Here is a 13,785-nt window from a genome sequence, read left to right as displayed (position 1 = left end):
GGGCGTGCCGCGGCGCGCCCGTTTCGTTTCCGGCCAGCTTCCTCTAGGGCCTGTTCACGCTAATAACAGGCTTGCGCCGGCCTCCCCTCCTCAGTTCCCATCCTTCTCGACATCCTTGCCGCCTTCGCTACGCTCCGAAAGGCCGTACCGCTTGATCTTCTCGTAGAGCGTCGCCTTGCCGAGCTGCAAGCGGTCAGCTGCCGTGGCGACGGAGCCGCCCGCCTGCTCCAGCGCCTGGGCGATCGCCGCCCGCTCGAATTGCTCGACCTGCTCCTTGAGCGACCTCGCTGGCGCGGCGTCTGACGCCGCCCCGTGCGCCGCGTCGCCCAAGCCGTCGGCGATGCCTAGCACGAAGCGGTCCGCGGCGTTCCTCAGCTCGCGCACATTGCCGGGCCAGTCGCGCCGCACAAGCGCCGCGCGTTGCCCGTCCGTCAGGATCGGCGCCGGACGCCCGTAGCGCACCGCGGCATCGAGCAGGAAGTGCTCGAAGAGCGGCACGATGTCTTCGCGGCGCTCGTTGAGCGGCGGCAGCGCGATCGTCACGACGTTCAGCCGGTAGAGCAGGTCTTGCCGAAAGATGCCCGCCGCGACGTGCTCGGCCATATCGCCCTTGGCTGCGGCGATCACGCGGCAATTCACGCGGATCGGCTGGTTCGAACCGAGCCGTTCGAGCACGCCGTCCTGCAGCACGCGCAGCAGCTTCACCTGGAGCGAGAGCGGCATGCTTTCGATTTCGTCGAGGAACAGCGTGCCGCCCGAGGCATGCTCGAGCTTGCCGATGCGGCGTTTTGCCGCACCCGTAAACGCGCCAGGCTCGTAGCCGAACATCTCCGACTCGAACATCGGCTCCGGCAGCGCGCCGCAATTGACCGCGATGAACGGTTTCGCGCGGCGCGGCGACATTTCGTGCAGGCTGCGTGCGATCAACTCCTTCCCCGCGCCCGTATCGCCGTTGATGAGCACGGAAGCATCGGTCGGCGCGACGTTCGCGATCAGGCGCCGCACCTGCTCGATCGCCGGGCTGCGGCCGATGATGTGCGGCGCGACCGCGTTCTGGCCGGCCAGTTCGCGCCGCAGCGCGAGGTTTTCGAGCACGAGCATGCGGCGCTCGAGCGCGCGGCGCACGGTCTCGATCAGGCGTTCGGACGCAAACGGCTTCTCGATGAAGTCGTACGCGCCGTCGCGCATCGCCTGGACGGCCATCGAGATGTCGCCGTGGCCGGTGACGAGGATCACCGGCACGTCCGGCGCGCGCTCGCGGCACTGCGCGAGCAATTCGAGGCCGCTTGCGCCCGGCAGGCGGATGTCGCTGACGATGACGCCCGGGAAGTCGCCGTCGATCGAGCCGGACGCCGCAGCGGAGCCGATCGCCCGCAGCGCCGCTTCCGCCGACGCGTAGCCGCTCACCTCGAAGCCGGCCAGTTGCAGGCTTTGCACGCTGGCGCGGCGCACCAGTTCGTCGTCCTCGATATAGATAACTTGCAGGCCGTTCGCCATCGCTTGTCGCGGGTTGCTTGAGAGGGTGGAATTCACGGGATCACGAAGGAAGCGTGTCCGGACTATGCGTGCGCACCCGGCGCAGCGTCAAGACGAAGACCGCCCCCCCTTCGGGGGCGTTGCGCGCCGTGAGCGAGCCGCCGCAATCGCGCGCGATCGACGATGAGATCGCGAGACCCAGACCAAGCCCCTGCCCCATTTCCTTCGTCGTGAAGAACGGTTCGAAGAGGCGCGGGAGCGCGTCGGCGGCGATGCCCGGGCCGTTGTCGCGCACGGTGACGACAAGCGCCGGGCCGCTCGCTTCGATGTCGACGGCGACGCGCGGTTCGGCCATCCCCGCCACCGCATCGAGGGCGTTGCCGAGCAGATTGATGAGCACTTGCTCGAGACGCAGGTCGTCGCAACGCGCGACGAGCTCCGGGTGCTCGGCGTTCACGTCGAACGGAACGGAGCGCTCGGCGCCCGTGTCCACCTCCGCCAAGGAGACCTCCAGCGCGACGCCCTGCAGGCGCTTCTGCAGCAACTGCAGCGCATTGCGCAAGGCACGCGCCACCGGCGCTCGCTCGTTGCGCGGCCGCGCCCGCCCGACGAACAGCTTCAATTGGTTCGTGATCTTGCCCATGCGCTCGGTGAGCGCCGCGATCGCTTCGAGATTCTCGCGGGCGGCCGCCTGGTCGCCACGTTCGAGCAGCACCCGCGTGTTGTCCGAAAAGCCGCGCAGCGCCGCGAGCGGCTGGTTCAGCTCGTGCGTGATGCCCGCCGCCATCTGACCGAGCGCGGCGAGCTTGCTCGCCTGGACGAGCTCGTCGTGAGCCGCGCGCAACTCCTGCTCGGCGCGCGTGCGCTCGCCGACCTCCTTCTGCAGCTGCTCGTTCGCCGCCGACAAATCGGCCGTCCGCTCGGCCACGCGCTGATTGAGCTCCGCATACGCCTTCTGCAGCAGCGCGCGGCTCCTCATCACCTCGCGCACGCGCGCGCGGCGCATCCGCCAATAGAAACCGAGCAGGCACAGCGACACGAAGCCGAAGCCGGTGACGACGGTCGCATTGCGCGCGTCCGTATCGACGGAATCGACCGACGCCATCGTGATCAGATGCCAGTCCGGCACGCCGACCGAGCGGCGCGTCGCGAGATAGCGCGGCGCAAGCCGCCCGCCGCCGATCCGCACGATCCGCGCGTCGTCTTCGAGCTGCCCCTCGACCGTCATCGGCAGCGGCGCGATGGTCTGCTGCGCGTACTGGCGAGTCTCGAAGATCGACGTCGCCACCGGCCCCGGCAACGGCCGCACGGTGTGGTATTTCCAGGCGGGCACCGACGACAGGAAGATCACGCCGTGGTCGTCGGTGACGACGAGCGGCTCGAAGGCGTCGGTGCCGGGAAACCATTCGAGATTGAGCTTGACGACCGCGACGCCGACGATCTTGCCGTCGCGGTAGACAGGCTGCGAAATGAAATAGCCAGGATCGTGCGAGATCGTGCCGATCCCGAAGAAGCGGCCGACGCCGCCTTTCACGGCGTCGACGAAGTAAGGGCGGAAGCGGTATTCGACGCCGACGAAGCTGTCCGGCTGCCCCCAGTTGCTGGCCGCGACGCACAAGCCGTCGGCGCCGATGATGTAGGTTTGCGTGGCGCGCGCGTGGCGGTTCACGTCTTGCAGATAGCGGTTCGCGCGCGCCACGCCGTCCGGCGTGGGATTCGCGAGCACGTCCTGCACGAGCGGATGCGCCGCGAGCAGGTAGGGCAGCGATTCGTAGCGCTCGAGCGTGCTCTTGAGCGCGTTGGTCGTGCGGTCGGCGCGCACCGCCGCGTTGCGCCGCAGTTCCGCCGCTCCGCGCTGCCAGGTGACGTTCCAGGTCAGCGCGCAGGCGGCCGCGAGCATCGCGAGAAGCGCGAGGACGACGATCAGGCGGCGCGTCACGGTGGCGGATTCCAGTCGATAGGGATCGACTATTTTGGCATAACGTGCCGCGCCGCTCGGCTCGTCGCCCCAGTGTTCGCCTGTCGCGTTCATCTATTCGTCCCGCACCAGGCGCAACCGATTCAATGCGGGACGGCAGCGCATCGCGCGCCGCCGTCCGGCCCAAGCGTCGATCAGACTGCGGCCTTCTCGTCGACGGCCACCTCACGGCGCAAGGCGCGCGCGAGCTGGGCGCGGTCGAGCTCCTTCTCCCACGCCGAGACCACCACCGTCGCCACGCCGTTGCCGACGATGTTCGTCAGCGCGCGGCATTCGCTCATGAAGCGGTCGATGCCGAGGATCAGCACCATGCCCGAGAGCGGAATCGTCGGCACCACGGCGAGCGTCGCGGCCAGCGTGATGAAGCCCGCGCCCGTGACGCCGCTCGCGCCCTTCGAGGTGATCATCGTCACGACGAGCAGCGTCAGCTGCTGCGTGAGCGTGAGATCGGTGTTGGTCGCCTGCGCGATGAAGAGCACCGCCATCGTCATGTAGATGTTGGTGCCGTCGAGGTTGAACGAGTAGCCGGTCGGCACGACGAGGCCCACGACCGAGCGCGAGCAGCCGAGCTTCTCGAGCTTTTCCATCAGCTGCGGCAGCGCGGCTTCCGACGAGCTCGTGCCGAGCACGATCAGCAGTTCTTCCTTGATGTAGCTGACGAAGCGGAAGATGTTGAAGCCGACCATGCGCGCGATGATGCCGAGCACGACGACCACGAACACGACCGAGGTCAGGTAGAACGTGCCGATCAACTTGAGCAGCGGCAGCAGCGAGCCCACGCCGTACTTGCCGATGGTGAACGCCATCGCGCCGAACGCGCCGATCGGCGCGAGCTTCGTGATGATGCGCACCACGCCGAAGAACACGTGCGAGATGCTTTCGATGAAGTCGGTGACGACCTTGCCGCGCTCGCCGAGCTGCGCGAGCACGCTGCCCATCAGCATCGCGACGAGCAGGATCTGCAGGATCTCGCCTTGCGCGAACGCGTCGACGATCGTGTTCGGAATGATGTGCATCAGGAAGTCGACCGTGGTCTGGCCGTGCGCCTTCGCGGCGTAGCTCGCCACTTCCTTGCCGTTGAGCGTGGCGACGTCGACGTTGAAGCCGACACCGGGCTTGAGCACGTGCGTGGCGATAAGGCCGAGCAAGAGCGCGAACGTCGAGACGACTTCGAAGTAGAGCAGCGCCTTGCCGCCGACGCGGCCGACCTTCTTCATGTCCTGCATGCCGGCGATGCCGGTCACGACCGTGCAGAAAATGATCGGGCCGATCACCATCTTGATGAGCTTGATGAAGGCGTCGCCGAGCGGCTTCATGTCGACCGCGAGATCGGGCGAGTAGTGGCCGAAGACGATGCCGACGATGATCGCTGCGATCACCTGGACATAGAGGACTTTATAGAACGGTTTCTTCACGGTGGTTCCAGACTGAGTGGGCCGGCCGATGGGCCGTGGGGCCTGTACGATCCCCCGCGCGGCGCGAACGGCAAAGGCCGGCCGCCGGGCGAAGGCGCGACGTTTCGCGGTGACGCGACGGGTTCAGGACTTGCGGGGCTGAGTGGCGAGGGAATCGATCATCGGCTGTCTCCTTGCTTTAGTAGGTAGGCGGGCCTTTGCGGCCACGGGCGCTTTGATTGCAAGGTCGATGCCAGCCGCATGATCCGAGCCGGCGTCTTGATTTTTAAGGATTTTTTGAGAGCAAGTGCGACGCGGATTTCCAGCATTCCGGAAAACCGGACAGGCGGGCGTCCGGCATTCCGGATTCCGCCTCGGCCTGGCGGGCGAAGCGGGCGTCTCGCCTACCCCCGCCCCTTCCACGGCACGAGCCGCCGCTCCAGCGCGCGCATCGCCAGATCGAAGAGCCACGCGATCGCGCCGATCAGCACGATGCCCATCACCACGACATCCGTGCGCAGAAAGCTCGATGCATTGAGCACCATCTGCCCGAGCCCAGCCGTGGCGGCCACCATTTCGGCCGCGACGAGCGTCGTCCAGCCGAAGCCGACGGCGATGCGCAAGCCGGTCAGGATCTCGGGCAAGGCGGCCGGCAGCACCACGAAGCGCACGACCTGGAAGAACGTGCCGCCAAGCGAATACGCAGCGTTGATCTGCTCGACGCTGGCGCTCTTCACGCCCGCGCGGGCCGCCATCGCGATCGGCGCGAAGCACGCGAGGTAGATCACGACGAGCTTCGCGGTTTCGTCGATGCCGAACCAGATCACGACGAGCGGCAGGTAGGCGAGCGGCGGCAGCGGCCGGTAGAACTCGAGCGGCGGATCGAGCAGGCCGCGCGCGACGCGGCTCACGCCCATCAGGATGCCGGCCGGCACGGCCGTCAGCGCCGCGAGGAAAAATGCGCCGAACACGCGCAGCGCACTCCACGCGAGATGCTCGGGCAGCGGCAGCCCGCCTTGGATCCGGCCGCGCCATGCGTCGGCGAATGCGCTCCAGACAGATTCGGGCGACGGCAAAAAAAGCGGCGCGATCCAGTGCAGATGCGTCGCGAGCCACCAGAGCGCAATCAGGAAGGCGACCGATGCCGCGCTCAAGGCGGCCGTCGATCCCTCGCCGGGCAGCCGATAGGTCTGCGAGCGCGTCGCATGCCTCAGGCGCCGACGCGGCACCGCATCGCTTCTCGCCCCGCCCACGGACGCTTCGGCCAACGATTCCTGGCTGCTCATGCCGCGACCCCGTCCTCTACCCGGCGATGCAGCAGCGCCACCAGCCGCTCGCGCCACGCGATGAAATCCGGCGACGACTTCACCGCGCGCGCATCGCGCGTCTCCAGAAAGCGCCTCGCAAACGGCAGCTCGAAGGTCTCGGCGATGCGGCCCGGGCTCGGCGACATCACCACGAGGCGCGTCGCGAGAAACAGCGCCTCCTCGACGCTGTGCGTAATGAAGAACGCCGTCTTGCGCGTCTGGCCCCAGACGTCGAGCACGAGCTCCTGCATCGACTCGCGCGTCATCGCATCGAGCGCGCCCATCGGCTCGTCCATCAGCAGCACCTGCGGATCGCTCGCCAGCGCGCGTGCGATGCCCACCCGCTGCTGCATCCCGCCCGACAGCTCGTAGACCCGCGCATGCGCGTGCCGCTCGAGCCCGACGAGCGCGAGCGTTTCGCGCGCGACGCGCTCGCGCTCGCGCTTGCCAACGCCCTTGAAGCGCAAGCCGAGTGCGACGTTGCCGAGCACGTCGAGCCACGGCATCAGCGCGTACTTCTGAAACACGACGCCGCGCTCGGCGCCCGGGCCGGCGACTTCCTGCCCGTTCATGCGCACCTCGCCTTCGGTCGGCCGGATGAAACCGGCGATGCAGTTGAGCAGCGTGGTCTTGCCGCATCCCGAAGCGCCGAGCGCCACGACGAATTCGCCCGCCTCGATGCGCAGGTTCACGCCGGCAAGCGCCACGCTGCGCGCGCGGCCCCGCGCTCCCTCGTACGCCACGCCAAGCTGTCGAATCTCGATGACGCTCATCCCGGCACCCGGGTATGTCGAAGTCCGAATCTCATATCGACTGCGCGGGCTCAGCGCAAAGCCCGTTGCACGAACTGCGGATCGACGCCCGTTGCGTAATCGGGCAGCACGTTCTGAATCGTGCCCTGCGTCTTCAGGAACGCCGCCGTCGCCGCCAGCGACTTCGCCGCCCCCGATTGCGCGCCGCCGCCGAGCCATGCCGGCGACGCCTGCTCGGAGAGCGTCGGAAACGCGTAGAGCGCGAGGCTCGCGGGCACGTCCTCGGCGTTCGCGCCCGACTCCTGCGCCACGGCCGCGGCCTGCGGCGAACCCGCGTTCCAGGCCGCCTTGTGATCGCGATAGCTCGCGTCGGCGGCCGCCATGATCTTCACGAAACGCGCGACGAACTCGGGGTTCTCGCGCGCGAACTTGCGATCGACGGCGAAGCCGTCGAACGTCGCCTTGCCCGTCGCTTTCGCGATCTCGCCCGACGTGATCAGCACGCGGCCGTTTTTCTTCACTTTCGCGAGCACCGGGTCCCAGATGTAAGTCGCGTCGATGTCGCCGCGATCCCAGGCCGCCGCGACGTCGGCGGGCCGCAGGTTGACGATCTTCACGTCGGACGGATTCACGCCCGCGCTCTGCAGCGCGACGAGCGTGTGAAAGTGCGACGTCGACACGTACGGCACGCCGATCTTGCGCCCCTTCAAGCCGGCGACGCTCGTCACGCCGGAGCCGTCGCGGGCGACGAGCGCCTCGGCGTCGTTGATGTTGTCGAGAATCCAGAAGAGCGAAATGTCGACGCCCTGCGAAAGCCCCGCCGCGATCGGGCTCGAGCCGGCCTCGCCGAGCTGCACCGAGCCGGACGCGAGCGCGCGCACGACGTCGGCGCCGCTCGCGAGCTTGCGATAGGTGACTTTGTACCCGGTGGCCTTCTCGACTTCACCGGTCGCCTGCGCGTAGCGCCACGGCACGACCATGTCCTGATAGGCGATCACGACTTCGCGCGTGTCGGCGCGAGCGCCGGATGCAACCAGCGTGGACAGCGCAACGAGCGCCGCGGCAAGAGTGCGTAAGGATCGTTTCATGCGAAAGCCCCGTCGATGGACGTTGTTGTCTGGAAGGCTTCCGACTATAGGGATTTTGGGCGCGCGCCGTTCTAACGAATTGTCGATTGCTATTCACGAAGAACCGGCAATCCTTTCCATTTCCGGGCCGAGGCGCACTTAAAGTCCCCATCCTCTCGTGCCGATAACCCATGGGTGAATTCTCCCGGCAGACCCGGCACCCACCCGTCACATCACTCAAAACGGACAGCTCAATGTTTTCATCGATTCGCACGCGGATTCTGGCGACCTGTGTCGCTATCGTCGTCACCGCGCTCGCGGTAACCGGGGGTCTCGTCTACTACGTCGTGAAGCAGGACAACGAGCAGACGATCGACGAAAACCTGAAAGCCGTCTCGACCGGCCACGCGCTCGCGATCGAGGAATGGATCGCCGGCAAGGCGCGCATCGCGCAGGCGCTGGCCGACACGATCGTCATCGGGCAAGGCGACCCGAGCACGGAGCTCACGCTGCTCGCCAAGTCCGGCGATTTCACGGTGACGACGCTCGGCCTGCCCGACAAGACCGCGTTCACCTTCGGCACGACGCTGCCGCCCGGCTACGACCCCACGGCGCGACCTTGGTACAAGCAGGCCGTCGAGGCCGGCCATCTGACCGTGACCAAGCCGTTCGCCGACGCCTCGACCGGCAAGTACGCCATCTCGTTCGCGGTGCCCATCATGCGCGACGGCGCGCTCAAGGGCGTGATCGCGGCGAGCGTGTTCCTCGACGGGGTGAGCTCGGTCGTCACTTCCGCGCACCCGACGCCGTCGAGCTTCGCCTTCCTCGTCGACCAGAGCGGGAAGCTGCTCGTCGCGCCCAAGAGCGAGCAGGTCATGAAGCCGGCGACGGACCTCTCGCCCGACCTGACGAGCGATGCGCTCGGCTCGCTCGCGAACGCCACCGCGCCGATCCCGGTCGCGGTCGACGGCGCGACGAAGCTGTTGCAGGCGCAGCCGATCGCCGGCACCGACTGGCGCTTCGTGCTCGCGCTCGACAAGTCCGAAGTGACCGCCGGCATGCGCGCAGTGGCGACCACGACGCTGATCGCGATCGTCGTGGTCGCGCTGATCGCGGCGGCGCTCGTCGGCGCGCTGACGAACGCCGCGTTCCGGCGCGTGCTGCAGGTGCGCGACGCGCTCGCCGACGTGAGCTCGGGCAGCGGCGACCTCACGCGCCGCCTGCCCGCGACGGGCGACGACGAAGCCGCGCAGATCGCGCGCGCGTTCAACCTGTTCGCCGAAAAGATCAGCGACCTGCTGCTGCAGATCCGCACGATCAGCGAATCGGTGAACGTCGCCAGCGCCGAGATCGCGCAAGGCAACCAGGACCTGTCGAGCCGCACCGAACACGCGGCGTCGAGCCTGCAGGAAACGGCGGCGGCGCTCGAGGAGATCGCCGGCACCGCACGCAACTCGGCCGACTCCGCCAATCAGGTGAGCCGGCTCGCCGAATCGGCCTCGACGGTGGCGATGCGCGGCGGCGCCGTGGTGACCGAGGTCGTCGCGACGATGAACGAGATCACGCAGGCCTCGGCGCAGATCGCGAACATCATCGGCGTGATCGACGGCATCGCGTTCCAGACCAACATCCTCGCGCTCAACGCAGCCGTCGAAGCGGCGCGCGCGAGCGAGCACGGCCGCGGCTTCGCGGTCGTCGCCGGCGAAGTGCGCGCGCTCGCGCAGCGCAGCGCCCAGGCAGCCAAGGAGATCAAGGAGCTGATCAACTCGTCGGTGGAGAAGATCGAAGCGGGTTCGGGGCTCGTGCAGACGGCCGGCACGACGATGAACGAGATCGTCGACGGCGTGCGCAGCATCGCGAGCGTGATCGGCGAGATCAGCGTCGCGACCTCCGAGCAGAGCACGGGGCTCGGGCAGGTGAACCAGGCGCTCTCGCAGCTCGACAACGTGACGCAGCAAAACGCTGCGCTCGTCGAGCAATCGGCCGCCGCGGCGAGCCAGCTGCGCGAGCAGGCGGCAACGCTCGCGCAAAGCGTCGGCGCGTTCAAGCTCGCGAAGAGCGGCTCGATGGCGGCCCTTTGAGGACCGGCAAGCAAGAAGGGACGTGATCCGCGCACGTCATCTCGTGCGCGCCAAAAGAATCGGGCGGCCTGAGCCGCCCGATTCTATTTCTACGGTGCTGCGGCGCTTTACACCACGCCCGCTCCGTGCGCCTGCAGATCGGCGTGATAGCTCGAACGCACCATCGCGCCGACCGCCGCATGCGTGAAGCCCATCTTGTAGGCCTCTTCCTCGTACATTTTGAACGTGTCGGGATGCACGTACGCGCGCACCGGCAGGTGATGCTCGGACGGCTGCAGGTACTGGCCAATCGTCAGCATGTCGACGTCGTGCGCACGCAAATCGCGCATCACTTGCAGGATCTCTTCCTCGGTCTCGCCGAGACCCACCATCAGGCCCGACTTCGTCGCGACATCGGGATGCAGCGCCTTGAAGTCCTTCAGGAGCTTCAGCGAATGCGCGTAGTCCGAGCCCGGGCGCGCTTCCTTGTAGAGACGCGGCACCGTTTCGAGATTGTGGTTCATCACGTCGGGCGGCGCGGCGTTCAGGATCGTCAGCGCGCGGTCGAGGCGGCCGCGGAAGTCCGGCGTGAGGATCTCGATGCGCGTCTCGGGCGACTGCTCGCGCACTTGGCGAATGCATTCGACGAAGTGGCCCGCGCCGCCGTCGCGCAAATCGTCGCGGTCGACGCTCGTGATCACCACGTACTTGAGCTTGAGCGCCGCGATCGTGCGCGCGAGATTGGCCGGCTCGTTTTCGTCGAGCGGATCGGGACGGCCGTGGCCGACGTCGCAGAACGGGCAGCGGCGCGTGCACTTGTCGCCCATGATCATGAAGGTCGCCGTGCCCTTGCCGAAGCACTCGCCGATGTTCGGGCAGCTCGCCTCTTCGCACACCGTGTGCAGGTTGTGCTCGCGCAGGATCTGCTTGATCTCGGAGAAGCGCGAGCTGCCGGTCGCGGCTTTCACGCGAATCCACTCGGGCTTCTTCAGCCTTTCGATCGGGACGATCTTGATCGGAATGCGCGCCGTCTTGGCCTGCGCCTTTTGCTTGGCGGTGGCGTCGTAGGCAGCCGGCGCGGCGTCGGAGGCGGAGTCGGCGGGGTTCGCGGTAACGTCAGTCATTCGATTGATCCATTCGGACGGCGGCAGTGCCGGCCTGCGGTTGAGAGAGCCCCCAGACCTGGCGCTGCGCGCCAGGCCCCCCGAGGGGGGTCAAGAAATCTTGGGGCGGCCCGGCGCTTTCTTGAGCGCGGTGCGCGGGAGCGCCGTCGAGGTTGGCGGCAAGGCGGGCCGCGAGGGTACTGGCCACGTCGTCCCAGCCGGCGGCGACGCCAAGCGTCGCCATGTCGACCGTTTCGAGTCCCGCGTAGCCACAGGGATTGATCGCGAGGAACGGCTGCAAATCCATCTCCACGTTCAGGCTCACGCCGTGATAGCTGCAGCCGTTGCGGATCTTGAGGCCGAGCGCCGCGATCTTCGCCCCCTCGTGCGTCCCGGCATGCGGCCCCGGGGCCACGTAGATGCCGGGCGCGCCCGCCTTGCGAGCGCCCGCGAGATTATACGCCGCGAGGGTTTCGATCACGGCCTCCTCGATCTTCGCGACCAGCTCGCGCACCATCAGCTTGCGGCGGCGCAAGTCCAGCAGCAGATAGGCGACGACCTGGCCCGGGCCGTGGTAGGTGATCTGGCCGCCGCGGTCGACCTTGACGAGCGGGATGGCGGGATCGGCTGCGAGCAGGTGTGCCGGGTCACCGGCCTGGCCCAACGTGAAGACGGGGGGATGCTCGACGAGCCAAATCTCGTCGGGGGTGTCGGCAGCGCGTGCGTCGGTGAACGCGCGCATCGCGTCGAAGCTCGTTTCGTAGGATTCGGTTCCGCGCCAGCGCAGGAGGATGGGCGGCGCTTCGGAAGCGGAGGAACTGGAAAGCAGGGAAACCGGCGTGGCACACATGATCGCAGTAGTTTACCGAAATCGCGCGCGCCCCGCCGGCCCCAATCATCAGCCGAATTCGCCGGCAGCCGCATCAGACCGTCCGCCAGCCGGACCTCATGCGCAGCCCGAGCCGCTCGCCGACTCTCGCCAGCGAGTCGAGCCATCCGTCCTGCCGCCGCGGCGCGACCCAGAACGCGACGGTTGCCGGCCGGCCGCCCTCGGCGCTGAGCCAGAGCCGCTCGCCGCGGCGCAGCCGCAGGCAATCGCCGGGCTCCAGCCAATAGTCCTCGGTATCGTTGCTGCGCGTCACCCACATCGCCGTACCCTGCACCGTGAGCCGGGTGCTCTTCGTGACCATCATCGGCACCGTCTCGCCGGGCTGGATTTCGAACGTGATGCTTGAGGAAATTTCTTGCATGATCGACTCCGTCAGGTAGCTGCTTCGTGACTAGAATCGTAGATGCATCAAGGGATTACCCAAAACGATCAATTTTCACGTCGTTGTGAGAAAAATTAGCAATGGACCTTCGACAACTTCCCGCGCTCAACGCACTCAAGGCGTTCGAGGCGGCCGCGCGCCACGAAAGCTTTTCGCGTGCGGCCGACGAAATGTTCGTCACGCACGGCGCCGTCAGCCATCAGATCCGCGCGCTCGAAGCCGAGCTCAACATCGCCCTTTTCGAACGCGACGGCAAGCGCGTGCGGCTCACGGAAGCCGGCGGCCGCTATGCGAAGGAGGTGCGCGCGGCGCTGATGGCGCTCGCCGAGGCGACGCGCGCGGTGCGCGCCGGCGACCGCGAGCGGCGGCTCGTGGTGTCGATCCTGACGTCGTTCGCGGCGCGCTGGGTGACGCCTCGCATCGGGCGCTTCATCGAGCAGTACCCAGAAATCGACCTCGAATTGCTGTCGACCAACGGGCTGGCCGATTTCGCGCGCGACGACGTCGACGCGGCCATCCGCTTCGGCTTCGGCAAATATGAAGGACTGCACGTCGAGCCGCTGCTCGACGAGGTGTTCTTTCCGGTGTGCTCGCCGACGCTCAATGGCGGACGCTTGCCGCAGACGCCGGCCGACCTGCCGCAGTACCCGCTGCTGCGCTCGGACGACGAGCTATGGCGCCCGTGGTTTCACGCGGCGGGGCTCATGAGCGCCTCGGAGCCCAAGCGCGGCGTGCTGTACCAGGATTCGTCGAACCTGCTGCAGGCGGCGATCGACGGCCAGGGCATCGGGCTCGTGCGGCGCTCGATCGCGATGCACGAGATCGCCTCGGGGCGGCTCGTGCGCTTGTTCGATATCGACGGTCCGAGCCCCTGGGCCTACTACTTCGTCTGCCCGCCTCGGTTGCTGGAAACCGTGCGCGTGCGGGCGTTCCGGGACTGGATTTTCGAGGAGGTCGAGCGGTTTCAGGCGCTCTATGGCCGCGCCTGCGCGGCGGGAAGGGATGGGGCGGCGGAGGTGCTGAGGACGGCGGGGCAGTAGCCGCCGCCATCGCCGCCTCTTCTTACAACACCACCTTGACCATCGGATGCCCGGTCAGCGCCCGATAGATATCGTCGAGATGCTCGCGGCTCAGCGCCCGCACTGTCACGGTCAGGCCGATGTAGTTGCCGCCCGAGGACGGCCGCGTCTCGATGCGCGCGGCATCGAACCCGCTATCGAACTGGCGGATCACCGCCGCGATCGTGTCGGCGAAATCGGGGTGCGACTTCCCCATCACCTTGATGGGGAAGTCGCAAGGAAACTCGAACAGGGATTCGTTGACCGGGCTCATCTTTCTCTCCGTGCAGGCAAGCAGCCTATATAGGGCCTATTTACG

11 protein-coding genes and 1 pseudogene are annotated in these 13,785 nt (G+C 67.4%); 2 read left to right on the top strand and 10 right to left on the bottom strand.

The features are described 5' to 3' along the window. Positions 1-90 precede the first annotated feature (90 nt). The 6 genes from FAZ69_RS11520 to tauA form a co-directional block, all read right to left on the bottom strand. The gene (locus FAZ69_RS11520; protein ID WP_136894952.1) at positions 91-1,497 is read right to left on the bottom strand and encodes a sigma-54-dependent transcriptional regulator; all 1,407 of its coding nucleotides are present in this window, start codon (positions 1,495-1,497) and stop codon (positions 91-93) included. 40 nt (positions 1,498-1,537) lie between these two features. Continuing rightward, positions 1,538-3,508, bottom strand: coding sequence for a sensor histidine kinase (locus FAZ69_RS11515; protein WP_136894415.1), 1,971 nt, complete (start codon positions 3,506-3,508; stop codon positions 1,538-1,540). An 80-nt stretch (positions 3,509-3,588) separates the two neighbouring features. Then, positions 3,589-4,869 carry a dicarboxylate/amino acid:cation symporter gene (locus FAZ69_RS11510; protein ID WP_136894413.1) on the bottom strand — a complete coding sequence of 427 codons (1,281 nt, stop codon included), beginning with the start codon at positions 4,867-4,869 and terminating at the stop codon, positions 3,589-3,591. Between the two features lie 383 nt (positions 4,870-5,252). Then, entirely contained in the window at positions 5,253-6,134 is an 882-nt protein-coding gene (locus tag FAZ69_RS11505; RefSeq protein ID WP_136894411.1) for an ABC transporter permease subunit, read from the bottom strand. Further along, complete coding sequence (locus FAZ69_RS11500; RefSeq protein WP_136894408.1) at positions 6,131-6,928, bottom strand: taurine ABC transporter ATP-binding protein; 798 nt, start codon at positions 6,926-6,928, stop codon at positions 6,131-6,133. The genes FAZ69_RS11505 and FAZ69_RS11500 overlap by 4 nt, the downstream gene beginning before the upstream one ends. A gap of 50 nt (positions 6,929-6,978) precedes the next feature. Then, entirely contained in the window at positions 6,979-7,995 is a 1,017-nt protein-coding gene (tauA, locus tag FAZ69_RS11495; RefSeq protein ID WP_136894406.1) for a taurine ABC transporter substrate-binding protein, read from the bottom strand. Positions 7,996-8,228: 233 nt separating this feature from the next. Here tauA and FAZ69_RS11490 point away from each other — a divergent pair, with 233 nt between their 5' ends. Then, complete coding sequence (locus tag FAZ69_RS11490) at positions 8,229-10,055, top strand: methyl-accepting chemotaxis protein (RefSeq protein WP_136894404.1); 1,827 nt, start codon at positions 8,229-8,231, stop codon at positions 10,053-10,055. Positions 10,056-10,162: 107 nt separating this feature from the next. Here the strand turns inward: FAZ69_RS11490 and lipA are convergent, their stop codons facing one another. From lipA to FAZ69_RS11475, 3 genes and pseudogenes are all read right to left on the bottom strand, one after another. Beyond that, on the bottom strand, positions 10,163-11,158 hold the full coding sequence (gene lipA, locus FAZ69_RS11485) for a lipoyl synthase (RefSeq protein WP_136894402.1): 996 nt from the start codon (positions 11,156-11,158) through the stop codon (positions 10,163-10,165). A 109-nt stretch (positions 11,159-11,267) separates the two neighbouring features. Next, a pseudogene (lipB, locus tag FAZ69_RS11480) lies at positions 11,268-11,987 on the bottom strand (lipoyl(octanoyl) transferase LipB); the annotation flags it as partial. 73 nt (positions 11,988-12,060) lie between these two features. Beyond that, on the bottom strand, positions 12,061-12,387 hold the full coding sequence (locus FAZ69_RS11475) for a DUF2917 domain-containing protein (protein WP_136894398.1): 327 nt from the start codon (positions 12,385-12,387) through the stop codon (positions 12,061-12,063). 101 nt (positions 12,388-12,488) lie between these two features. Between FAZ69_RS11475 and FAZ69_RS11470 the strand changes: the two genes are divergently transcribed. Further along, positions 12,489-13,448, top strand: coding sequence for a transcriptional regulator GcvA (locus FAZ69_RS11470; RefSeq protein WP_136894396.1), 960 nt, complete (start codon positions 12,489-12,491; stop codon positions 13,446-13,448). Between the two features lie 22 nt (positions 13,449-13,470). Here FAZ69_RS11470 and FAZ69_RS11465 read toward each other — a convergent pair whose 3' ends face one another. Then, the gene (locus FAZ69_RS11465) at positions 13,471-13,740 is read right to left on the bottom strand and encodes a DUF493 family protein (RefSeq protein WP_136894395.1); all 270 of its coding nucleotides are present in this window, start codon (positions 13,738-13,740) and stop codon (positions 13,471-13,473) included. Positions 13,741-13,785: the final 45 nt, after the last annotated feature.

The organism is Trinickia terrae (assembly GCF_005144415.1).
Taxonomy (GTDB): domain Bacteria; phylum Pseudomonadota; class Gammaproteobacteria; order Burkholderiales; family Burkholderiaceae; genus Trinickia_A; species Trinickia_A terrae.
Note: the sequence above shows the minus strand (reverse complement) of the source record. Positions and strands in the feature narration are given on the sequence as shown.